The 22854-nt window shown below is 31.2% G+C and carries 21 protein-coding genes; 7 read left to right on the forward strand and 14 right to left on the reverse strand.

Features of this window, described 5'->3' with window-relative positions:
• The first annotated feature begins 215 nt into the window (after positions 1 to 215).
• Positions 216 to 1634 carry an amidohydrolase family protein gene (locus tag J3S90_RS14430; RefSeq protein WP_210646779.1) on the forward strand — a complete coding sequence of 473 codons (1419 nt, stop codon included), beginning with the start codon at positions 216 to 218 and terminating at the stop codon, positions 1632 to 1634.
• 99 nt (positions 1635 to 1733) lie between these two features.
• On the opposite strand, the gene J3S90_RS14435 is transcribed toward J3S90_RS14430, so the two are convergent.
• From J3S90_RS14435 to J3S90_RS14460, 6 genes are all read right to left on the reverse strand, one after another.
• Positions 1734 to 2099, reverse strand: coding sequence for a response regulator transcription factor (locus J3S90_RS14435; RefSeq protein ID WP_210646780.1), 366 nt, complete (start codon positions 2097 to 2099; stop codon positions 1734 to 1736).
• An 83-nt stretch (positions 2100 to 2182) separates the two neighbouring features.
• Positions 2183 to 4507 (reverse strand): hybrid sensor histidine kinase/response regulator, encoded by a 2325-nt coding sequence (locus J3S90_RS14440; protein ID WP_236023973.1) that lies wholly within the window; start codon positions 4505 to 4507, stop codon positions 2183 to 2185.
• A gap of 45 nt (positions 4508 to 4552) precedes the next feature.
• Positions 4553 to 4963, reverse strand: coding sequence for a response regulator (locus J3S90_RS14445; RefSeq protein ID WP_188051507.1), 411 nt, complete (start codon positions 4961 to 4963; stop codon positions 4553 to 4555).
• Between the two features lie 19 nt (positions 4964 to 4982).
• A complete protein-coding gene (locus tag J3S90_RS14450; RefSeq protein WP_188051508.1) occupies positions 4983 to 5393 on the reverse strand; it encodes a response regulator in 411 nt (136 codons plus the stop codon).
• Between the two features lie 4 nt (positions 5394 to 5397).
• Positions 5398 to 6123, reverse strand: coding sequence for a sensor histidine kinase (locus tag J3S90_RS14455; RefSeq protein ID WP_210646782.1), 726 nt, complete (start codon positions 6121 to 6123; stop codon positions 5398 to 5400).
• A 6-nt stretch (positions 6124 to 6129) separates the two neighbouring features.
• A complete protein-coding gene (locus J3S90_RS14460) occupies positions 6130 to 8436 on the reverse strand; it encodes a PAS domain-containing protein (protein ID WP_210646783.1) in 2307 nt (768 codons plus the stop codon).
• 552 nt (positions 8437 to 8988) lie between these two features.
• Here J3S90_RS14460 and J3S90_RS14465 point away from each other — a divergent pair.
• Positions 8989 to 9876 carry a DnaJ C-terminal domain-containing protein gene (locus J3S90_RS14465; RefSeq protein WP_210646784.1) on the forward strand — a complete coding sequence of 296 codons (888 nt, stop codon included), beginning with the start codon at positions 8989 to 8991 and terminating at the stop codon, positions 9874 to 9876.
• A complete protein-coding gene (locus tag J3S90_RS14470; protein ID WP_210646785.1) occupies positions 9873 to 10166 on the forward strand; it encodes a chaperone modulator CbpM in 294 nt (97 codons plus the stop codon). Before J3S90_RS14465 ends, J3S90_RS14470 begins: the two co-directional genes overlap by 4 nt.
• A gap of 21 nt (positions 10167 to 10187) precedes the next feature.
• Here J3S90_RS14470 and J3S90_RS14475 read toward each other — a convergent pair whose 3' ends face one another.
• Both J3S90_RS14475 and J3S90_RS14480 read right to left on the reverse strand, forming a co-directional pair.
• On the reverse strand, positions 10188 to 11312 hold the full coding sequence (locus tag J3S90_RS14475; RefSeq protein ID WP_210646786.1) for a cysteine desulfurase family protein: 1125 nt from the start codon (positions 11310 to 11312) through the stop codon (positions 10188 to 10190).
• 28 nt (positions 11313 to 11340) lie between these two features.
• Positions 11341 to 12249 carry an EamA family transporter gene (locus J3S90_RS14480; protein ID WP_210646787.1) on the reverse strand — a complete coding sequence of 303 codons (909 nt, stop codon included), beginning with the start codon at positions 12247 to 12249 and terminating at the stop codon, positions 11341 to 11343.
• Between the two features lie 203 nt (positions 12250 to 12452).
• Between J3S90_RS14480 and J3S90_RS14485 the strand changes: the two genes are divergently transcribed.
• On the forward strand, positions 12453 to 13397 hold the full coding sequence (locus J3S90_RS14485; RefSeq protein ID WP_210646788.1) for a hypothetical protein: 945 nt from the start codon (positions 12453 to 12455) through the stop codon (positions 13395 to 13397).
• A gap of 140 nt (positions 13398 to 13537) precedes the next feature.
• On the opposite strand, the gene J3S90_RS14490 is transcribed toward J3S90_RS14485, so the two are convergent.
• Both J3S90_RS14490 and J3S90_RS14495 read right to left on the reverse strand, forming a co-directional pair.
• Entirely contained in the window at positions 13538 to 14089 is a 552-nt protein-coding gene (locus tag J3S90_RS14490) for a Smr/MutS family protein (protein ID WP_210646789.1), read from the reverse strand.
• Positions 14082 to 14264 carry a hypothetical protein gene (locus J3S90_RS14495; protein ID WP_210646790.1) on the reverse strand — a complete coding sequence of 61 codons (183 nt, stop codon included), beginning with the start codon at positions 14262 to 14264 and terminating at the stop codon, positions 14082 to 14084. The genes J3S90_RS14490 and J3S90_RS14495 overlap by 8 nt, the downstream gene beginning before the upstream one ends.
• Positions 14265 to 14364: 100 nt before the next feature.
• On the opposite strand from J3S90_RS14495, the gene J3S90_RS14500 reads away from it, so the two are divergent.
• Complete coding sequence (locus tag J3S90_RS14500) at positions 14365 to 14643, forward strand: DUF2752 domain-containing protein (RefSeq protein WP_188051518.1); 279 nt, start codon at positions 14365 to 14367, stop codon at positions 14641 to 14643.
• Between the two features lie 38 nt (positions 14644 to 14681).
• On the opposite strand, the gene J3S90_RS14505 is transcribed toward J3S90_RS14500, so the two are convergent.
• Positions 14682 to 15380 carry a DUF1003 domain-containing protein gene (locus J3S90_RS14505; protein WP_188051519.1) on the reverse strand — a complete coding sequence of 233 codons (699 nt, stop codon included), beginning with the start codon at positions 15378 to 15380 and terminating at the stop codon, positions 14682 to 14684.
• Between the two features lie 348 nt (positions 15381 to 15728).
• On the opposite strand from J3S90_RS14505, the gene cysM reads away from it, so the two are divergent.
• Positions 15729 to 16616, forward strand: a complete 888-nt coding sequence (cysM, locus tag J3S90_RS14510) for a cysteine synthase CysM (RefSeq protein WP_210646791.1) — start codon at positions 15729 to 15731, stop codon at positions 16614 to 16616.
• Between the two features lie 76 nt (positions 16617 to 16692).
• Here cysM and J3S90_RS14515 read toward each other — a convergent pair whose 3' ends face one another.
• Positions 16693 to 17103: an OsmC family peroxiredoxin gene (locus J3S90_RS14515; RefSeq protein ID WP_210646792.1), complete on the reverse strand. Its 411-nt coding sequence runs from the start codon at positions 17101 to 17103 to the stop codon at positions 16693 to 16695.
• Between the two features lie 203 nt (positions 17104 to 17306).
• Complete coding sequence (locus tag J3S90_RS14520; RefSeq protein WP_210646793.1) at positions 17307 to 18359, reverse strand: sensor histidine kinase; 1053 nt, start codon at positions 18357 to 18359, stop codon at positions 17307 to 17309.
• 295 nt (positions 18360 to 18654) lie between these two features.
• On the opposite strand from J3S90_RS14520, the gene J3S90_RS14525 reads away from it, so the two are divergent.
• Positions 18655 to 19302, forward strand: coding sequence for an SGNH/GDSL hydrolase family protein (locus tag J3S90_RS14525; protein WP_210646794.1), 648 nt, complete (start codon positions 18655 to 18657; stop codon positions 19300 to 19302).
• Between the two features lie 81 nt (positions 19303 to 19383).
• Here the strand turns inward: J3S90_RS14525 and J3S90_RS14530 are convergent, their stop codons facing one another.
• Positions 19384 to 22773 carry a polysaccharide deacetylase family protein gene (locus J3S90_RS14530; RefSeq protein ID WP_210646795.1) on the reverse strand — a complete coding sequence of 1130 codons (3390 nt, stop codon included), beginning with the start codon at positions 22771 to 22773 and terminating at the stop codon, positions 19384 to 19386.
• Between the last annotated feature and the right edge of the window lie 81 nt (positions 22774 to 22854).

The following is a 22854-nucleotide window of genomic DNA, read 5'->3' on the forward strand; positions in this document are numbered from 1 at the left end:
GAAGAGCAAAAATAAAACTTTTAAAACCGTTCTCCAAACACCTAATATAGATATTAAATTTTCCTGTTAAGATTAAATTATACTACTTACCCTAATAGTTTAGCCTATAAATTTTTAAAATCAATCAAAAATATTCATCTTTGACAAATTTTATTTTTTAGACAACTACATCTCTTTAATGAGGAAGTTTTTTGAAAATAGTAACTTAAAGCACTATGAAATCTCTATATACATTGTTATTCATTTTAATAATAAACACTATCTGTGCGCAAGCCACTAGTGATTATTTTGAAAAAATAAGAGATAATGAAGCGGCATTGACCGCTTTTTTTTCACAAATGCCAAAAGGCGGTGATTTACATCATCATTTTTCAGGTTCCATATATGCTGAGCCCTTATTGGAACATGCAATACAAGATGATTTTTATTTGAATACAGAAACCATGGATGTATTAAAAGAAAAACCAGCAACTGGAAACTGGCAGCAATTCTCCTCTTTAATAAAAAATGGAACGATTGATAGTTACAAGCAAAAAATTATGCAAAAGTGGTCTGTAAAAGACTATAATTTTGTGGATTATCCTTCAGATAAACTATTTTTTGAATCTTTCATGAAGTTTGAACCAGCAATTCAAGGAAATTTTGGTCAAGGGTTATTAGAATTAAAAAAAAGAGCACTCTCTGAAAATGTAAGTTATATTGAAACTCAATTATCTACAATTCCTACACAAATCAACATCAATGATTTAACAAAATTCAATCTGAGATTGCGAAAATTAGCAGTTGTAAAAGACGAAAAGACAATTCTAAAATCACTAGACTCTCTATACAACTCTTTATTGAAAAAAGGAGCAGAAGCGGATGCGAAAAATTTTAATAATAACTTTGTTGCTCCATTACACAAAGATTTAAAAATGGATGACTCGCAATTTACCATGCGTTATCAGAATTTTGTATTGCGTTTTATGGAACCTGTTGATTTGTTTAAAAATTTAGTAACTGCCTTTATTTCTGCAGATACAAGCCCACTTATGGCTGGTGTAAATATAGTTTCCCCTGAAGACGGTGAAACTTCAATGAAGGATTATTGGTTGCATATGGTGATGTTTAAGTACTGTCATTCTAAATATCCAAACGTAAAATACACGATGCATGCTGGTGAACTTACCCTAGGTTTGGTTCAGCCCGAAGAACTTACTTGGCATATTGGAGCGGCAGTTTATACCGCAGGAGCCAATCGAATTGGACACGGTGTTGCGATGGCTTATGAGAAAGACTCCTACAATTTACTGCGTTATATGGCAAAGAAATCAATTCCCATAGAAATTAACTTAGTGAGTAATGAGTTTATTTTAAAAGTTAAAGAAAGTAGACATCCTTTTACATTGTATAAAGAATTTGGGGTTCCTATTGTAATAAGCACTGATGATGCAGGTATTTTACGTACGAATATGACAGAGCAATATGTGTTATTAGCCAAAAGATATAAAGATGTTTCCTATGCCGATATAAAACAGTTTGTTTACAACAGTATTACCTACAGTTTTATAAAAGAGGAAAAAGTAAAAAAAGAATTAAAAGCTGATTTAGACCGTCGTTTTAAAACATTCGAAGCTCATTTCCCATTACAATAATAGGGATACTTCAATACCTTTTCAAATCAAAAAGAGCTTACTTATAGTTAATACTATTTGTAAGCTCTTTTTGGTTACATTTATATAATTGCAAAATAATTATTTTTGTAATAAAAGTCGTTTTACTCTCACCGATAATTCATTTGGAATAAACGGTTTAGTCACAAAGTCATCCGCTCCTAGCTCAAAAGCTTCTAAAACCGTTTTTTCTAATCCTACTGCTGAGAGCATAATTATCGGAATGTTCAAATTTAGTTCCACTTTAACCTTCTTAACAATATCTAAACCACTAATGTGAGGCATCATAATATCCGAAATAATTAAATCTGGATTTTCAGAAACAATTTTGTCTAAAGCGATTTGACCATTTCCACATAAAATAACATGATAGCCTTCTTTAAGCATTTTAAATTCCATCGCTTTAAGCGTCATTTCATCATCATCAGCAATTAATATTGTTTTCATAGCGCAGTTCTTTTTGGTGAATTATAGTAAGGAAATCGATAGTTTATTTTTTATTTTAATCAAATCAAATGTTGTTTAAGGCTTTAAAATTCTTCGATTAACTCTAATTGTTTAATTGCCAATCTACAAATTTCATTCAAATTAACAACTTCTTCTTTTCTTAGGTCTCCTAAAGGATTTGTTAGCATTTCGTTTTCGATAATAGCAACGCTCTCCGAAGCCTTTGTGATACCCAATAAACTTAGAGAAGATTTCAGTTTGTGAATTTCGTCATTTAACACTTTTATGTCATCATTTTGGTTAGAATCTAAAATTGCATCTAATGTTTGTGGTGTATTATTTAAAAAAAGAGCCACCATGTTTTTTATAAAAGCGAAATCTCCCTCCGCTAAATCTTTTAAATATTTAAAATCAAATAGATTTTCCGAAGTGATTTCTGGGTTCTTATAAACTTTTAAAACAGAAGATTGAACCTTAGATGACTTCAAATTTTGATTTAATTTAGATAATAAAACCTCAAAATCATAGGGTTTCGATAGATAATCATTCATACCATTATCAATGCATTTTCGCTCCTCACCTACTGTTGCATGCGCTGTCAGGGCAATTATAGGGGTGTTGGCTTTGACTCCCATGTGCGTTCTAATATAATTTGTAAGTTCAATACCATCCATCTCTGGCATTTGAATATCCATTAAAATAATATCATAATTATTATTAGTGATCTTTTCGATGGCAATTTTTCCGTTAGCAGCTACATCAATTTCTTTATCCCATTTTTTAAATACTTTAATGGCAAGCAATTGGTTCAGTTCATTGTCCTCAACTAAAAGAATTTTAATGTTTTTAAGAAACTCTGGTGATACTTTTTTATCATCTAAATCATTAGTATTACCAATTGTGTCTTGTGCCTTTTTATAGTGTAACGAAAAGGAGAATTCACTTCCTTTTGAAACGTCACTTTCAACTGTAATTTTACCGCCTTGCAACTCAACCAGTTTCCGAGTTATGGTAAGTCCAAGTCCTGTTCCTCCGTATTTACGAGTTGTTTCATTAGAGGCTTGATTAAAACTCTCAAAAATAGAATCGATTTTGTCTTCCGGAATTCCTATTCCAGTATCAATTACAGAAAATTTTAACAAACAGTCTGTTGCAGTTTGCTGAAGTTCAGTAACAATTAATTCTACAAAACCTTTTTCTGTAAATTTTAAAGCGTTACCCACTAAATTCAATAAAATTTGTAAAAGTTTTGTTGGATCTCCAATTAAATTATCATTTATATTTGAATCAATATCGTATAATAACTTTATTTTTTTTTCTTTGGCATTAGAGATTAGTAACTCAATCACAGAAATAACTGTTTTTGATAAAGAAAAATTCACTTCTTCAAAAGTCATTTTATTGGCTTCAATTTTAGAAAAATCAAGAATATCATTAATAATAACCATCAAATTTTGACCTGCTTTTTTAATGGCTTCTACACTTTGCTTTTGGTCATTATCTAATTTAGTGTTTTCTAAAACTTTAGAAAAACCAATGATACCGTTCATAGGAGTTCTAATTTCGTGACTCATATTAGTCAAAAACTGCTCTTTTATGACAACAGCTTCTTCGGCAAGTTCTTTCGCTTTTATAAGCTCCGCTTCAGTTCGTTTTTGTTCGCTAATGTCCTGAATAGTTCCTAAAATCTTATAAGGCTTGTCTTTTTCATCATTCAAACATTTAATAAATTGATTGATATATTTTATATTTCCTTTTTTAGTAGTGATGCTATGATGAAATTGTACTTCTTTATTCTTTCTCTTAACTATATTAAGATTTTTTTCAAAAAGGGCTAAATCTTTCGGATTCGTAAAACAGGAATTAATAAATTCTATCGTAGGAGAATTATCTTTTTCAACTTCAAAAATGGTAAAGAATTCTTCAGAAAAAAACAATTCATTGTTGCTTAAGTTCACTTCCCAAGTTCCAATTTTAGCTAATTTTTGTGCTTCTAAAAGTCGGTTTGAATTTACTTTGAGTTCTAGTTCGGTAATTTTTCTAAGCTTTAAGCTCTCATGTAATTTAATTGCATTTCTAATGCTTTGTGATACTCCATCTGGAGTCAATAAAGTTTTCGGAATATAATCTGATGCTCCGCTTAAAATGGCTTGACTGGCCACTTTTTCGTCTCCTTGAGAAGTTACAAAAATTACAGGTGTTTCAATTTCCAGATCTCTAATTTTTTTCAAAAAGGAAATTCCGTCTGTATCTGGCATCATATAATCTAAAAAAATAAGATCATATTGTAAAGACAGGATAAGCACCAATCCTTCTTTTGCAGAAAAAACGGTATCAACGTCAGCTATAATTCCAGATTGCGCTATGGAACGGCTGATGGTTATGGAATCGATTTTATCATCGTCCATTATTAATATTTTTAAAACAACTGCCATAGTGGTGAATTATTTAACTTAGAATTCAATCATATTCCAATAGTCATTTAGTACTGAAAAGCAGTAATATAATTCCTGACTTTGAAACGAAGTGGGAATATAACCTGCAATATTCAATTTCAAAACTGCTGCTTTATTTGTTTCTTGAGCAGCATCTGTGATTACAAAAACTAAAATTGATTTTAAATCGGGATGGTTCCGAATGGTATTTAATAAAAGTATGCCTTCCTCTTTTGTTCTATTTACATCAATGAGAAGAATTTTAGGAATTGGATTTAATTTAGAAAAACCTTCTAGCATAGACCATGCATCAATGGTATTGGTGGCAGAATATAAAGTAGGTCTTGTTTCATTTTCTGAAAAAAAACCTTTTATATTTTCTATAATAGTTACTCTATCTTCGACCAATAAGATACTGAAATTCCCCATAAAAAATGAATTAGAACTTTTACATTTCACATAACTGCCAAAAGTTTTTAAGAGTTGCTACTGAAGTCAGAAATTTCTCAAAAGATAATGGTTTAAGAATGTATCCTGCAACATTCAAATTGTATGCGTTAATTTTGTCGGTATCTTCGTTTGAAGTAGTCATAACAAAAACGGATATGTTTTTAAGTTTTTCTTTTTCTCTCATAATTTTAAGAAATTCAATTCCATTCATTTTTGGCATATTGATGTCTAAAATTATGATTTTTGGAAGCGGAATTATTTGATTTTCTAGCATTTCTAAAGCTTCAATACCGTTTCCAGCAACAAAAAGAGGGTTCATTATATTGTTCTTAGAGAATGCTCTTTTTACATTCATAACATCTACTTCATCGTCTTCGACTAGCAAGATATTCACCAATTTTTGGTTCATAAATTTAATTTTTTAAGATTATATTCTTGGGCCAATTTAACGTAAAAATTGAACCATTACTGATTCCCGCAGTGTATTTCAATTTACCTCCAACTAATTTTAAAATTTTACAACTAATTGCTAATCCCGCTCCTGTTGTATTGACAACATCTTTAGAATTTACAGTGTAAAAAATAGAAAATATTTTAGGCACTACTTCTTCGGGAATTCCTGGTCCGTTGTCGGTAATTTCTATAGTAAATTCGTCATCACTTTCTAAAATAGTTACCCTGATTTTTATCTGCTCTTTGTCATTAAATCGTACTGCATTGTCTAATAAACCAAGTATGACTTTTTGGAACTTTGCACCTAAGGTAATGAAGTTTTCAGTAACAATTGTAGTGTCTAAAGTAAATTCTACATGGTTATTACGGTACAAATCAAAACAACTAGACATCATTTTAGGGATATTAACGCAATAAAATTCTAATTCTGCTCGTTCTACACGAGAGAGCTCTAACAACCCATTCATCATATTTTCTAATCGATTTACTCTATTTTTAAGTAATTCGAAATTACTGGTTACATCTTGTGTGAGCCCATTGGATAAATCTTCTTCTATCCAAGTGGCAATATTAGCTATTGCTCTCATGGGCGATTTTATATCGTGAGAAACGATATATACAAAATCATCAAATTCTTTTTTTAAAGCAGCCAATTCCTCTTGGCAATCTTGTTGCGATTTCTCCATTTTTATTTATTTAGGAACTGTAAAAATAAAACTACATCCCTCATTCTCTTTAGATTCAATACGTATGGATCCGCCTTTTTCTTCAATAATTTTCTTTACGATAGATAATCCTACTCCAGTACTTTCTTTTACATCGCGGGCTACAATAGTTTGAAAAACTTTAAAAACTTTATTATGGTAATCCTCTGCAATACCTGGCCCATTATCTTTTACCGTAAATTGATGAAAATCTGGTAATGATTCATAGTAACATTCAATTATTCCTATGGGTTTGTTATTGTATTTAACAGCATTACTAATTAAATTACTAAAAACTTGTTCTAACAGTATTCGCTCAGACAGTATGGTAGGGAAATTTTGGCCAATTATAACTTCAAAATCGAGCTTTGGAACCATAATATCAATAATCTGATCGAGCATCAAGGTCATATCTATTGTTTCTTTTTCAATTGCAACGCGGCCAATACGCGAATATTCTAACACACCGTTAATTAAATTTTCCATTCGCAAGACTCTTCCACGTAGTAAATCAAAATTAGAACTTACTTCTTCCGGCATTGATGGCATGTCTTCAACAATCCATTCGGCAAGATTATTAATAGCTCTTAAAGGTGCTTTCAGGTCATGAGAAACTACGTAAGCAAACTCATCAAGTTCTCTATTCTTTTTTTCTAGATCTGCTAATGCGTTGTTTAAACTTTCTTCGGCTATTTTTTGATCGGTAATATCAGTACTAATCGAAACGTATTGGTAGGGTTTATTGTTTTCACCTAAAAAAGGAACAATTGTCATTTTCTCCCAATAGGATAAACCATCTTTTGATGAGTTTTTAATTTCACCTTTCCAAACCTTCCCTTTTATTATAGTGTTTAAGATGTCCTTGTCTAAAGAACCGGTTATAGTACTTTGATCTTTTCCTATCAATTCTTCTTTTGTATATTGAGAAATTGAACAAAAATTATCATTTACATACGTAAGCATTCCTTTTTTATCTGATATAGAAACAATTGCAGATTCGTCTAAAGCTGCTCTAATATCGTTGATTTCTTTCGACTTTAATATGATTTTTTGTTCGGCAATAGTTATTTCAGTTATATCTTGAACGATCCCTTTTATCTCAATTACTTCACCGTTATCATTTGTAAAAGGTTGACCAATTTCTAGAATATGCTTAATACTTTGATCTGGAAGTACAATTCTATATTTTATTTTAAAGTTCTTTCCCGTTTTTAAGGCGATTTCTGAAGTCTTGTTTAATAATTCTAAATCATCTTTATGAATTCTGCTTCTATAACTTTCAAAAAGTTGTCCTGAAGGCTGTCTTTCTAACTCAAATATTCGATAATGACCATCTGACCAAATAAGGTCATTAGTTATTAAATCAAATTTCCAACTTCCAATTTTAGCAATGTTCTGAGATTCATCTAATAAATTATTACTATCAATTAATTTTTGCTCAACTGCTTTTTCTTTAGTCATGTTTCGAGCAATACAGTAAAGGTTTCCAGTAGCTGGATCGGGAGACGTATTCCAACTTAGAGTAACATATTGTCCGTTTTTGCAACGAAAACGATTTTCAAAACTGATTGTTAACTCCCCTTTTGACAGTTTTTCTACTTGATTTAGTGTAGAAGGCAAATCATCTATATGTACAAAATTGGTAAAAGGAACGCCTTCTAACTCCTCTTTAGAAAAGCCTAAAACAGTTGTAAAAGCAGGATTTACTTTGTAAAACAATCCGTTTACATTTGCAATACAGACCAAATCTTTAGACAAATCTATAAAATTCTGAAGTTCTTTTTGAGATTCAAGAAAATCAAAATGTTTGATTCGAGAGTCTAACAAAGTGACCACTTGATTGGATAATAATTGCAAAGCCTTTTTTTGCTGTTCCGTAAGCACTCTTGCTTTAGTATCAATCACACACAAGGATCCCATATTAAGACCATTTTTGGTTCGCAACGGTGATCCGGCGTAAAAACGAATATTAGGGTTTCCTGTAACTAAAGGATTTTTTGCAAACAAATCATTTTCTAAAGCATTTGGAACTTCAAAAATGTCATCACCCATAATTGTATATTGACAAAAAGAGATATTCCTGGAGGTTTCGCTAACGTCAATACCGACACTTGATTTAAACCATTGTCTTTCTTCATCTATTAAACTAACTAAAGCAATGGGTGTATCACAAATATATGAGGCTAATTGAGTAATTGAATCGTATTCTACTTCTGATAAAGTATCCAAAATTGAATACTTTTTGAGTTCTTTTAATCTTTCAACTTCATTGGCTGGTATAGGATTTATTTTCATTCAATAGTAATTTATATCTTAATATAGGAGAAAGGAATAAGAACAGCACTAGATTCCGTAAAGTAACGCAAAGTCAAATTGGTGAACTCAATTTTATAGTTAAAACGCTTTCTACAAAAATAAAATTATTTTTGAATTAAGATGCTTTTAATACCATTATATTAAGTGTTTATAAAAATTATAAATTAGAAATATTGAATTTTAAATTTGTAAAAAGCTAAAAATAAAGACCGGAAATGATAGAAACTCGATACTCTTTTTTCTAGAATAAAAAGATATTTACCTGATTTCTAATCCTCATTGTGCAGATTAAATTTATGTTTTTAGTTTATTAAATTCAATTTTAAGTACTACACAATTCCTAGAGTAAAACCTAAAAGCTCGATCTCAAAACTTTAATGCGGAAATTTGTTTGAGCTACTTTACGCACTAAAAAGAAGTACAATAAAATAAATTTGCCTGTTTTTACATCAAAAAAATGATTAAATTTGGTTTTGTACTTCTACTACTCCTTTTTTTGTACGATAACAAAATCAACTAAACAAAAACAAAATGGCATTCATTGACTATTATAAGGTATTTGAAGTGGATAAAAAGGCAACTGAAAGCGAAATAAAAAAGGCTTATCGTAAACTTGCTCGAAAATACCATCCTGATTTAAACCCTAACGACAAAGAAGCCGAAAGGAAGTTTAAAGAATTAAATGAAGCAAATGAAGTATTAAGCCATCCCGAAAATCGTAAAAAATATGATTCGTATGGTGAAAACTGGCAAAACGGGGAACAGTTTGAAAAATCAAGACAACAACAGCAATACCAAGGCAATAGCCAACAAGGAGGATTTTCTGAGGGTGGTGATTTTTCTGATTTTTTCGAATCAATGTTTGGCGGAAGATCTGCTGGTGGCGGTCGCCGAAATACACCCTATAAAGGACAAGATTTTAGTACTGAACTTCGACTTGATCTAAAAGATGTTTACACCACAAACAAAAGAACTTTAACGATAAATGGAAAAAACATCCGAATTACAATTCCAGCAGGAGTCGAAAACGGACAGCAAATAAAAATAAGTGGCTTAGGTGGCGAAGGCTCCAACAATGGTCCAAAAGGTGACTTATTTATCACTTTTTCTATAGAAAACCATACTGATTTTAAAAGAGATAAAAATAATCTTTATGCCAATGTTGCTTTAGACTTATACACCGCCGTATTAGGAGGAGAAATTACTGCAGCTACTTTTGAAGGAAAAGTAAAACTGACGGTAAAACCCGGAACTCAAAATGGGACTCAAGTAAAACTGAAAGGAAAAGGATTTCCTGTATATAAAAAAGAGGGAGAATTTGGTGACTTGTATCTTACGTATCAAATAAAAATTCCTGAAAAACTCTCAGAAAAAGAAAAGGAATTATTTACAGAACTAGCTAAAATGCAAACCTTATGAATCTAGAAAAACTAATTCCGATAACAGAATTGTGCTCTCATTATAAAGTAGAAATATCCTTTTTTACGAATCTTAACGAAATGGGATTAGTCTCAATAAAAACAATCGAAACTACTTCATATATAGAATCGGATGCTATATATGAAATAGAAAAGATGATACGCATGCATCAAGAATTGGCTGTTAACACAGAAGGAATTGATGTTGTTTTTAATCTTTTACAAAAAATAGACAACCTGCAAAGGGAGCTAGTTTCCGTTAAAAACAGATTGCGTCTCTACGAAAGTTAATGCTTGATTTGGCTACTCTTTTTAAATCTTTTGCAAGGCATCCATAAGACTATCAATATCTTCTTTGGTATTGAAATGACTAAAAGAAATACGCAAACTTGGTTTCTTTAAATCTTCTTCAGAAAGGATTTCTACTAAAACATGAGAGGGTTTGATACTTCCTGATTGACAGGCGCTACCTCTAGAGACTGCAATTCCTTTCATGTCTAAATGAAATAAAATCATCGCTGTTTTGTCTTCAGAAAAAGGCAATAGAACATTTAAAATCGTATAAAAACCGTTTGTTCCACCATTAATTTTACACGTAGGAAATGCAGTTTTTAGTTTTGAAATCAGCTCTGTTTTTAATTCTAAAATATGAATTTTATCCTCTTCTAGATTGCTATAGGAAAGTTCTAATGCTTTTGCCATTCCAGCAATTTGATGTAAAGCTTCCGTTCCTGCACGCAATCCTTTTTCTTGCTCACCACCAAAAAATAGCGGTTGTAAACCTGAGTTTTTACGAACAAATGCGAAACCAACACCTTTAGGTCCATGAAATTTATGAGCACTTGCTACAATAAAATCAACTGTTGTTTTTTGTAAATCGATAATAGTTTTCCCTACAGATTGAACCGTATCAGAATGAAATAAAGCATCATGTTCCTTACAAATGATTGCAACTCTTTCTAAATCTAAAACAGTTCCTGTCTCATTATTCACATGCATTAAGCTAACTAATGTTTTCTTTTCTTGTGAAAGTAACTCTACTAAATGTGTCAAATCAATTTCACCATTTGGTTTTATAGCAACATAATCAATTTGAATTCCAAATTCTTTTTCTAAAACTAATGCGGTATATAAAACGGCATGATGCTCCATTTTACTGGTAATAATACGCGTTACTTTTAAATCTTTAACGGCAGAACGAAGAATCCAATTATTAGCTTCTGTACCGCAAGAAGTAAAAATAATTTCTTGTGCAGTGGCATTCAAATTTTGAGCAATAGACTTTCTAGAAAGCTCTAAAATACTTTTAGAAGTACGACCAAAACTATGAGTAGAAGAAGGATTTCCATAATCCTCAGTCAAAACATGAGTCATTTCCTGAATTACTTCCGGACGCAATACTGTAGTAGAAGCGTTATCGAGATATATTTTTTTCATTTTTCTGAAGTATAAATTATTTTGAACATTACATTTTTGATGATAAAGCATTCTTTCTTTTAGAAAACAAAGCTCTTTCATTAAAAACAACAATTGAAACTAAAATTAAAGAATAAGCAAACAACTGAAGCGAAGTTACTTGTTCATCATAATAGAAAATGGCTACTAAAAACGTTATTATTGGATTAATATAAAGCATAATCCCAACTGCTGAAGAGTTTATCCCTTTGAGTGCATACAAGTTTAGAAACAACGGAATAATCGTAAAAAACACAACTACAAAAAACATACAACCATAAAACAAAGGTTCTGTGGGAATAGGTCCACTGTATTTTGGATAAAATGGCAATAAAACAACTGCAGTAAAAACAAGCTGAATAGTTAGAACAAGAAACTTATCCATCTCACTATTTTTCCTTTGACTAACCAAATAAGAGGCGTATGTTGTTGCTACAATAAGACTATAAAAAATATCTCTAAAATAATTAAAGGAAAGCAATATGCAGCTTGTAAAGCTAATCATTACAGCAACCCATTGCCATTTAGTAAGTTGTTCTTTTAAAATAAAATAAGCAAAAACAGTAGTTAATATAGGGCAAACTAGATACGCTAAAGAAGCAGCCTTAACGCTAATGTGATTAACCACATAGATAAAAACAAACCAATTTAGAATAAGAAAAATTGCGCCTCCAAGGGTCAAGGAAACAATACTTCTTTTTTGTTTAGAAGAGCTATTTTTAAAATGGTTCCAATCTTTGCGAATCACATTTTTTCTAAAAATAAGGTTAATCAAAACCATTGTAATAACGCTAAAAAACACACGGTAAAATAGTATATCTAAAGACGGATAATTGTGTAAAGGTTTTAAAGCAAAACTAAAAAAACCCCAGATAAAAAAAGCTAAAAAAGCAGCTGAGTAATATTTATTAAGTCTCATAGACGATATTAAATTCGCGCAAATATACGATTTTCATTCTGCTTTAGAATAGGATAATTCAATTTGAAATCTTAAATGTACCTAGTATTTTCAGTAATAATCAATAATTAATCAAGGCATAACTTAGATCATATAGGCTATTTTTAAACAGGAATGTATTTCGAACAAATTAAAATTCTATTTTTGTTACAAATATTATAAAAATGAAAAAAATCCTAAGTTTATTGGTTTTCACATTAGTCTTAAACAGCTGTGATGATGGAGATTTAACACAAGAAAGCATCAGTTTTGATGCTGTTGAAGTTCAAAAATGTACTACAAATCAGTTACTTTATAAATTAAAAGATAACGAATCCTTAATTTTTGAGGCTACTAAAATTGTTTTTCCTACTGAAACAAGTTCTCAAACAGTTTTAATTAGTGATACCAATCGTCTTATTTATCGGTTGTATAATGATAAATTAACGTCTTCAACGATTTGCGAATTGATTCCTCCGGCTACACCAATTGTAACAGATCAATGGACTGCTACTGGTGGACAAATAGTGATTAATAGCACTGCAAAAAAAACAGTAAATACAACGGATAACAGTTCGAAAATCACAGGATACAATCACAATATAACTTTTAGAAATGTTACTTTTAGCAAAGCAAACGGCGAACAAGTATATGAAACTTTCCCTTTTGGAGACTATGTTATAAGCGCTACAGCTTTACCATTGGCCTTCACTAAAGTGCTTAAACAATGCTCTAGTTCGAAACAAGTTTATGATAAAAATAGTAGCGAAGCGCTAATTCTTGACATAGATCCTAGCTTAATTGTGAATGCAGCTACACCACTAAACACCCCAAGAACTGGTTTGATAAGTGATACAAAAAACAAACTTACCTACCGATTATTCTCTGGATTATTGACCGATGATTATTTTTGCAACACTGCTTTTCCAGCAAGCCCACCTGTTCTTGAAGAGTGGGTTGCAGTCGCTGGAGTTGCAAATACTAGCGGAATTATCGAAGTAACAACTACGGTTTTTGGCAACGGTTTTAAGCATACTTTGGTTATCAAAAAAGCAAAATTAAAGAAAGGGAATAGTGATTTTCTATTAGGCGATAATTTCATTTATGGAGAATTATTGACTACTAATTAATGCTATAAAATTGACTAAAAATAGGCTAATAAAAAGCACTATTTCAACATCAAAAAAGGTTCGATTTTAAGAGAATTTTCAATTTGAAATTCTCTTAAAATTGAACCTTTTTTATTTGGCTTCCGAATTAGAAAAACATTTTACATCGCACTCTGTTTTATAAAAACCTCCGTAGCTCCTTGTCCATACTTTTGATAATTACCTTCTGCAAAAGCAATATTATCATATCGTCCTAACAAGAAATCCAGCTCTGCTTTTAGAATACCTTCGCCAACACCATGTATAAAAACAATCTTCGGAATTCTATTTCTAATCGCAAATTCGATGTGGCGTTTAGCTGTTTCTGTTTGTAAAGTTAGGATATCATAATTTGACATTCCGCGTTTGTTTGGTACTAGTTTTTCGATGTGCAAATCAAACTCTGGAGCAGGAATTTCGTGTCTAGATTTTTTCTCTTTGACAAAACTTCGTGCTTTTGGGATTTCTTTTTCCTTTGAAATCTCACTTACATTTATTCTTCTAATAGAATCTAGTAAGTTGCTGGAATCGTTTATTTTAAGCAATTCATTGACAAAAAATGTCATCACGAATCCGTCCTTTGTTTCTATCGTAAATTGGTTCTCTTTGACTGACAACACTACTCCATCCATGGCTTCATCAAGCACAGAAACTTTATCTCCTTTACTAAACATTTTCGTCTTCTTTATCTTGATTTTTACTAGGTGTTTTGGCACTTAACTTCATCATTCCAATCATAAAAATTACAATTGCAACAACCATAATGTACACGTTTTTTTCGGCACTCGCCTGTTGGTACAAGGCAACCATTATTGCAACAATCATTATGGGGATTATAAACTTTTTCATCTTTTAAATTATCAGATTCCAAAAGTAATGAATTTAAAATTGCCTATTTATTATTTGAGCCGTTAGTTATTTTTTTGTAAAATTGTAAAAAACAAAACCATTGGATTTAGAAAAATATATGTTCCCTTGTTTAAGTAAAACACTCTTTGGAATAGAGTGTTTGGGCTGTGGTTTTCAACGTAGTTTTTTACTGCTTTTAGAAGGTGATTTTATAGAATCTTTTAAGATGTATCCTGCTCTGCTAACCACCCTTTTTTTTCTAGCAATTTTAGGTTTAAATTTTATTGACACCAACAGAAACTATAAAAAATTAATCGTAGTTTCTGCTGTTCTAAATGGTGCTTTTATGGTTGGCGGTTATTTTTTTAAACACTATTAAAAGGGTTTCCTTTTTACTTTTTTTTGAACTGAAAAAAATTATTTTATTCTAGATAAAATATCATTCATCATTTCGATTTGTACTTTTTGAATCTCAATTAATTCTTCTTGTTGATGCATAATCAAATGATCTAATTTTTCATGAAGCATTCTGATTTCAAGTTCCGATTTTAAATTAATCATATAATCTTTCTTTGCTCTTTCCCTGTCTTTTTCTTCCTGACGATTTTGGCTCATCATAATTACTGGAGCTTGTAATGCAGCCAAACATGACAAGATTAAATTTAGCAAAATAAATGGATAGGGATCAAATCCTTTATCTACCAAAAGATAAATATTTGCCATTATCCACAACAGGATAAAAACACCAAACATGATGATAAATTTCCAACTTCCTCCAAACGCAGCTACACTATCTGCGACCTTCTGTCCAAAAGTTCGATCACCTACTTCGTCTTCTACACTACTCACTAATGAAACATCTTTTTTTAGGGATCCAATAACTTTATTTTCTAAATTAGAAAGTTCTCCAATTTCTACCGCTAAATAATTAGAGATGTATTTCTCACGATACATATTGAGTTCTGAAACCGATAGAAATTTATTTTCATCAAATTCTGGAAAGTCAGTCTGAATTAATGCAAAAATTGGATCTCGTACCGCTTTGCCAGAAATCTTATCATCAATTGGAAATTCCTTCTTTGAAACATCACTTATAAAAGTCAAATTATTTTTCATGAAATTGTATTTAATTGCTAATTTAGAAAAAGATCGATTAAATATACTTTTTCATATTGTAAAGTTTTTGAGGTTTCTAAAAATATCTTTTGATGAAAAATTTTTACTTTTTATAAAAACTTCAAAATCTCTAAATAACCGCATTACGATATATCGACAAAGTTCAATATCTTTGATTTTCTTTATAAAATTTATACAATGCCATTCAATTCTAAATACATCCCTTTATATCTTGGTTGTTGCTGTTTATAACAGTTTTACTTTACAAATATTATTCATAAAACAATTAGCACTATCCTCTTCACTATTTGGTGGTGATCTTAAAAAAACATACGAATACAATACAGAATGAAATCACATAAAATACTAGACCTTATAGGAAATACGCCGTTGGTAGAATCTACGAACTTGGTACAAAACAAAAATGTAAAACTTTTACTCAAATTAGAAGGAAATAATCCTGGAGGTAGCGTTAAGGATCGTGCTGCTTATAACATGATTAAATCCGCCTTAGAAAGAGGTGAAATCAAGAAAGGAGATAAACTTATTGAAGCCACTAGTGGGAACACCGGAATTGCATTGGCAATGATTGCACAACTGTTTAATTTAGAAATAGAATTAATACTTCCTGAGGATTCTACAAAAGAGCGTACCCAAACTATGCGAGCATATGGCGCTACAGTCATTTTAACGCCCGCTAGCACGGGAATAATTGGTTCTAGAGATTACGCTGATAAAAAAGTCGCTGAAGGCGGCTATATCATGCTCAATCAGTTTGCCAACGATGACAACTGGAAAGCACATTATAAAACAACAGGTCCAGAAATATGGAATGATACCGAAGGTACAGTAACTCATTTTGTATCTGCTATGGGAACCACTGGAACAATCATCGGAACGTCTGCCTATTTGAAAGAAAAGAATAGTAATATCCAAATCGTAGGAGCACAACCTAGCGATGGCTCACAAATTCCAGGAATTAGAAAATGGCCTCAAGAATACTTGCCTAAGATTTTTGACGCTTCGAAAGTAGATACAATCATTGAAGTTTCTGAAAAAGAAGCTCGTGAAATGACCAAACGTCTGGCACTTGAAGAAGGTGTTTTTGCAGGAATGAGTAGTGGTGGCTCTGTTGCTGCGGCAATAAAAATAGCGAACACTTTAGAATCAGGAGTAATTGTAGCCATTATTTGCGATCGTGGTGATCGTTACCTATCTTCTGATTTATTTGAATAGATCTTCTTAATACAATACAAAAAAGGCTTGATTGTACTATAAATCAAGCCTTTTTTATATAAAAGAAAATCAGTTTTTAAGCTAAAGTAGCAGTTGTAGAAATAGCTGCATTTAACACCTTAGAAACAGGACAATTTTTCTCTGCTTTCGTAACATATTGTTGAAAAACGTCTTCAGCAATATCTTTTATTTTTGCGTGTATTGTTATGTGAGAAGTAACAATTGTTCCTTCTTGTAAATCAATATCACATTTTGATTCAATACTTTCTACTTTAAAACCATCTTCGCTTAAATAAGCAGTCAATTGCATTGTATAACAACCTGCATGTGCTGCAGCAATCAATTCTTCAGGATTGGTACCTACTCCTTCTTCAAAACGAGATTTAAATGAATATTGAGAGTCTTTTAGCGTTGTAGTTTGTGTTGTTAATTTTCCGGCTCCTTCTTTTAGTGAACCATTCCATACTGCGGTTGCATTTCTTTTCATAATACTTGTATTTTTAAATAAATTTTAATAAATATGTTTTTAATTTAAATTTAGATTTTAAAATATTGAGAGTCTAGTTTTTCTTTCACTTAAAAAAATCCTGTCTCATTAAAAATCTACATTCTCTCAAATTTAGCTCATTTAATCCTATTTTTCTTTTAAAAATACTCTTTTTAACGAAATTTTAAAGCATTAAACGTCGATTAAAAGCTAGTAAAAAGCACAGAAAATGTAGATCCTTTATTAACACCTTGACTTTCTAAAATCAAGTTTCCCTGATACTTCTCAACTATTTTTTTACACAAGTACAATCCTATTCCTGTTGAAGGTTCGTTTGATGTTCCTACCCTACTTCGAGTTGTAAATCTTTTATATAGTTCCTCTTTGTCATTTAGGTTAAATCCAATTCCGGAATCAGAAACTACAAGAGCAATCTTATTGTCAATTTTACTTGCGGTAAATTGAATCTCACTTTCTGGAAATGAAAACTTAATAGCGTTATCAATTAAATTGACCAATACTCTGACCAACAAATCCTCCTCAATTGTCAAAAGCACTTCGTCAATTTGGAAAAAAGAATTTAATATAATTTTTTTAGAAATTAATTTTGGAGCGACTTGTATGCGTACTATTGCAAGAACAGATTGCAAACTAATTGTATTTACTTTCAGAGGACGATTTAAAAGCTCTTCTTGATCTTTCATTAGTTTTATAAATATTTCTATAAAAACAAACTGTTGAATAGTACTTTTTTTAATTAATTGAGCATATTCTTGTACTATTTCTGAAGGACTTTCGTCTAAAATAAGTTCCGCTAAACCTTGAGAGTTTCCAGTGAAGTTTTTAAAATCATGTGAAAGCAAATAAATTAAATCTTGATTATCACTTAAAGAACGCTCATTCTCTAAAATTGATTTTTGTATGTTTCGCATTAGCAAACCTGCTTCGTCTGAAAAATCTGTTGGCAAAGAGGGTACTTTTCGTTCATTTCTATAATTATCTAAAGCTTTAGAGGCTATTTCAATTGGTTTAATTAAATGCTTTAAAAAATATAATGTAATAGCACTCGCTATTAATGTCATGACTAGTCCGACGAATAATATAGTATTTGCAGCTATATTTTTACTGCCATAAAGAACATAAAATAACATTCCTATAAGCGGAATATGGATGCCAATAAAAGCAACAAATAGAAATTTAAAAGCATAGCTCTTTTTTAAAAAATTAATCTTTGAAAGTTTTTGATACAATCTCATTATCGTTTTTTTTCATAAATTTAAAGATAAACAAATTGTATAATCAAGTTTAAATCTCAATTTTAAAACAATTTTAGTAAATTAACATTCGTTTATTAGAGAGTCTATAATCGAATAATCATTTTGCGTTTAACTATTCTATTAGTACTGATGCAATTAATAAAAGATAAAAGCTCTTAAATTTAAATTCTGGCAGATAAAGGGTAAATTTGTCCAAATTGTTTTTAGAAATTGCATTACACCTTGCTATTTCTTAAATTGAAATCACAGTAATTACAAATTTTCGTCAATAACGATGGCAACAAAAAAACAAGCTCAAGACTGGCCTAATTTAAGTAAATACCAACAAGAAAACAGTTTGTTGCCAATTCCTGTATTAGAAGAAAAAAGAGTGGTTTTTATAGGAGATTCCATTACTGAGTTCTGGAAAATGATTGATCCGGACTATTTTGTGAATAAATCTTATATCAATCGAGGTATTAGTGGACAAACTACCCCTCAAATGCTTGTTCGTTTTAGAGCCGATGTGATTGCCTTACAACCAACTGTAGTTATTATACTTGCCGGAATTAATGACATCGCTGGAAATACTGGTCCATCTAGTCTTGAAATGATTCGAGATAATATTTTTTCGATGGTAGAATTAGCTACAGCCAATCAGATTGAAGTAATCCTTTGTTCGGTTCTGCCCGCTATTGATTTTTCTTGGAAACCCAATCAACAACCTATTGAGAAAATAAAAGCATTGAACGAAATAATTAAAAATTATACTCAAAGTAATGACATTGTTTATATCGATTATTATTCCGTTATGGTTGATGCGCATGAAGGTTTAAAAAAAGAATACTCAAATGATGGCGTACATCCCAATAAAATGGGTTATCAAGTAATGAGACCTCTTGCTGAGAAAGCTATAGCATTTGTTTTAAAATCCGATAAATAACACTTCTTTGGAAAGCCATTTCTAAGATGCAGTAAATTATTCTAATTTTTTTTGAAATTTTACCAATTGACACTTAAAATTTTATTCGACTGTTTTTACATTTCCAGTTCTTGTTAAAACTCCCCAGCCTTGACTTTCTCCTTTGATTGCTTTTCCTAAAGCCTTGAATAAAATAAAATACATTATTTGTCGGTACACAAAACGTTGTGGAATGAGCCAGATTAATTTTCCGAATTTTTCTTTTTCGAATCCAAAAGCAATAACGCTCACTAGTATATCTACAGCCATAAAGACAAGATAATATATTCCTATTTTACTCATGCTTTCTAAACTATTATAATTCCATAATAAACTAAAAATAAGAATCAAGTCTGCTAAAGGAGCAATCATTGGAAGAATAATTTGAAATAAGAGGATGTTAGGGAGTGAAACCATTCCTAATCCTTTGTATTTCTTATTAAAACAAGCATCTCTATTTTTCCAAAAGGCTTGCATAATACCATAAGTCCAACGAAAACGTTGTTTCATAAATTCCTTTATTGTTTCTGGAGCTTCAGTGACTGCAATTGCCTCTACACAATTGATAATACGATAACCGCTTCTTAAAATTCGAATAGTTAAATCACAATCTTCTGCGAGCGTATCAGTGGTAAAACCACCGACTTTTAAAATAGCTTCTTTTCTAAAAGCACCAATTGCACCAGGAACAACGGCTATGCCATTTATTAAATCAAAGGCACGGCGGTCAAAATTTTGTGAAGTTGTATATTCAATACTTTGCCATTTGGCCAGCATTGTGTTTTCGTTACCTACTTTCACATTTCCAGCAACAGCACCTACTATTTCATTATTTTTTAAAGGAATGTAAAACCTTTTCATCAATTCTAAAACGGCATCTCCTTTCAGTTGTGTGTCTGCATCAATGCAAACTACAAAGTCATTTTTTGTTTTGCCAATTCCAAAATTCAAAGCCGAAGCTTTACCTCCATTTGATTTAGAAAAAACTTTAACCTGATGATTTGTACCAAATGCTTCAAATGCTCTTTTATAAGTTAAATCTTTAGAACCATCATCTACCACAATAATGTCAAAACTAGGATAATCTTGACGTAATAAATTTTGTATTGTTTTTACAATGTTCACTTCCTCATTGTAAGCAGGTACAATTATACTAACGCAGGGAACATTCACTAATGGTAAATTAAAAAAATCTTTAGTTTTTGCACTTCTTCTTTTTTGAATAAATGCCATTATTGCCATCGCTATAATTCGTAATAATCCCAAAATAATAGCAAACCAAAAAGCAGCTGAAAGAAAATTACCAAACCAATATCCAAAACTAAATATAGTATTATCTAATGCTATCAAATTACTATTTACTTTTGGCATCACCTCATTTCTAGTTTTTCCTATTAAATGTGCAACAGTTGTAAACTGCACTCCTTTATTTTTAAAATAATGAATAATACGAGGTAACGCATCTACCGTGGCTTGGCGATCGCCTCCTGCATCATGAAATAATATTATTCCTCGTTCAGGATTCAACTCATAGCTACGAACTACACGATTGTAAATACTATCTGCAATAACTCCTTTTTGCCAATCATTGGGATCAATACTTTCTCCAATTGTATAATAATTTTGTTTTTTACTAAGCGCAATAGGTTTTAGTTCCGCTTCGGTAGTAGGTTCTGCATCTGCATTATAAGGCGCTCTAAAAAGAATCGTGCTTCTGCCAGTAACAGCTTCTATAAGCAATCGAGTAGTTTCCATTTCAGCTTGAGCTCTTTCAGAACTGACTAAGGCGATATTAGGATGCGTAAAAGTGTGATTTCCTATTTCATGTCCTTCTTGGTATACTCGATTTAAAAGTGGCAAATTACTTTCTGCTTGTAAACCCACTACAAAAAAAGTAGCAGGTACTTTCTCTTTCTTTAATATATCTAAAATCTGAGGGGTGAAATCTGGATCTGGTCCATCATCAAAAGTCAGAATCACTTGGTTTTTTACATTCCCAAATTTTTTGATTACATATTTGGTAGGCAACTCCACATATTTTTGTTCGGTAATGATCCCTTCCGCTTTATTAACCTCTAAATAAATTCTGCCAGGAGACGGCTCCGTTACCACATCTAAAACTTCACCTTCCCCAATATAATCTGGTGTTGCCTTTGGTGTTTTAACTATTTTTAATTTATTAAAATCAAAAGGATTTTTAAGCAAACTTTTGTTCGTTAAACTGAGATTATAAAAACTCCACAGCCTATCGTCTTCACTACCCAAACGCCATAAAGCTGTTCCTGCAGTTCCGTACTCATCTGCAAACCGAATGGTGTTATAATTAGTAGCCGCATCAGTAAAATAAACATCGTGTTTTACAGTACCATCTGTATACTTGTAAAAATTATTATAGGTATCATTATTGAAATCTATAACCGAATTAAATTGTTTGGCATTTGACAGCGCTTGCTGGTAAGTGACATTTTTAGCTTCCATATTGGCGGACCAATCGTATCCGTAACCTGCAAAACACAAGATTATCTTACTAGGAGAAATGCCTTTTGCGGTTTCATCTAATACTTTTTCGATCCAACGCTGACTACTTATTGAACCTGGAACGCTACTCCCAAAATGTTCATCATACGCCATCAAAAAAAGGTAATCATTATACTTTGACAACTCCTTTATATTAAAATCCTCATTATAAGGCATTATGTCCTGAGAAACGATGTAATTTAAAGGATGTAATTTTTCATAAAGTTCTTTCTGGAAAGCAATCAATGGCTCATTCGTTTTTTCGATAAACTCTTCAAAGTCGATATTGACTCCTTGTAAATCATATTTTTTTAAGGCAGCTACAATATCATCGATTAGTAACTTTTTTTTAATAGGATTTGTAAGAATACGATGAATGATTTCTCCATCAAATTCACCAGCTCCTTTTTCTCTATTGACATTATTGATAAGAGGTATTATCTTGATATTATGCTTTTTCATTAATTTTAAAGCAGTCTTATCGATATCCATTTTTAAACGGTCTGTTTTAGAGTCAATAAAAAACCACTCAGGAACTACCATATTCAGCTTTCCGATATTTTTTTGCAAGGAATAATAACTCTGCGGATCCCAATCTACATAAAAAGCAGCTCGAATTTGTTCTGTATTACGAATGTCTTTACCCGTTTTGAATCCATTAATTTTTTCACGTGATTTTATATAAGCTTCAAAGCCCTTGTATTTCTCTAATTCTTTTTTATCCATGATGGCAGGAATAATAGGTGAATTAAGATGATGCAATATTTCTATTTCATTAGTTAATAGAGGCAAAATTGGCTTTATTCCTCTGGCTAAAGTTAGGATTAGTATAGGAATCATTAACAGAACAAAAAAAAGAAAAAACCTTCCCGTCCATTTAAATGTTAACCATCTTTTTTGGGTATCGGTATGAAAAACTTGTTTTTTATCGCTCATTTTGCTGTACTTATAAAAAGGAAGAATATTTAATTTCTATATATTATAGTCTAAATGTTAAAATCTATTTTTTTTATGAAA

The organism is Flavobacterium flabelliforme (genome assembly GCF_017948675.1).
Lineage (GTDB): Bacteria > Bacteroidota > Bacteroidia > Flavobacteriales > Flavobacteriaceae > Flavobacterium > Flavobacterium pygoscelis.

Coding starts and splice junctions, on each gene's coding strand:
- J3S90_RS14505 (WP_188051519.1), bottom strand. CDS start 15,380: ATGAAAAATAATTTGACTTTTATAAGTGATGTTTCAAAGAAGGAATTT.
- J3S90_RS14435 (WP_210646780.1), bottom strand. CDS start 2,099: ATGAAAACAATATTAATTGCTGATGATGATGAAATGACGCTTAAAGCG.
- J3S90_RS14485 (WP_210646788.1), top strand. CDS start 12,453: ATGAAAAAAATCCTAAGTTTATTGGTTTTCACATTAGTCTTAAACAGC.
- J3S90_RS14465 (WP_210646784.1), top strand. CDS start 8,989: ATGGCATTCATTGACTATTATAAGGTATTTGAAGTGGATAAAAAGGCA.
- J3S90_RS14470 (WP_210646785.1), top strand. CDS start 9,873: ATGAATCTAGAAAAACTAATTCCGATAACAGAATTGTGCTCTCATTAT.
- J3S90_RS14450 (WP_188051508.1), bottom strand. CDS start 5,393: ATGAACCAAAAATTGGTGAATATCTTGCTAGTCGAAGACGATGAAGTA.
- J3S90_RS14430 (WP_210646779.1), top strand. CDS start 216: ATGAAATCTCTATATACATTGTTATTCATTTTAATAATAAACACTATC.
- J3S90_RS14530 (WP_210646795.1), bottom strand. CDS start 22,773: ATGAGCGATAAAAAACAAGTTTTTCATACCGATACCCAAAAAAGATGG.
- J3S90_RS14475 (WP_210646786.1), bottom strand. CDS start 11,312: ATGAAAAAAATATATCTCGATAACGCTTCTACTACAGTATTGCGTCCG.
- J3S90_RS14520 (WP_210646793.1), bottom strand. CDS start 18,359: ATGAGATTGTATCAAAAACTTTCAAAGATTAATTTTTTAAAAAAGAGC.
- cysM (WP_210646791.1), top strand. CDS start 15,729: ATGAAATCACATAAAATACTAGACCTTATAGGAAATACGCCGTTGGTA.
- J3S90_RS14440 (WP_236023973.1), bottom strand. CDS start 4,507: ATGGACGATGATAAAATCGATTCCATAACCATCAGCCGTTCCATAGCG.
- J3S90_RS14495 (WP_210646790.1), bottom strand. CDS start 14,264: ATGAAAAAGTTTATAATCCCCATAATGATTGTTGCAATAATGGTTGCC.
- J3S90_RS14480 (WP_210646787.1), bottom strand. CDS start 12,249: ATGAGACTTAATAAATATTACTCAGCTGCTTTTTTAGCTTTTTTTATC.
- J3S90_RS14455 (WP_210646782.1), bottom strand. CDS start 6,123: ATGGAGAAATCGCAACAAGATTGCCAAGAGGAATTGGCTGCTTTAAAA.
- J3S90_RS14525 (WP_210646794.1), top strand. CDS start 18,655: ATGGCAACAAAAAAACAAGCTCAAGACTGGCCTAATTTAAGTAAATAC.
- J3S90_RS14490 (WP_210646789.1), bottom strand. CDS start 14,089: ATGTTTAGTAAAGGAGATAAAGTTTCTGTGCTTGATGAAGCCATGGAT.
- J3S90_RS14460 (WP_210646783.1), bottom strand. CDS start 8,436: ATGAAAATAAATCCTATACCAGCCAATGAAGTTGAAAGATTAAAAGAA.
- J3S90_RS14445 (WP_188051507.1), bottom strand. CDS start 4,963: ATGGGGAATTTCAGTATCTTATTGGTCGAAGATAGAGTAACTATTATA.
- J3S90_RS14515 (WP_210646792.1), bottom strand. CDS start 17,103: ATGAAAAGAAATGCAACCGCAGTATGGAATGGTTCACTAAAAGAAGGA.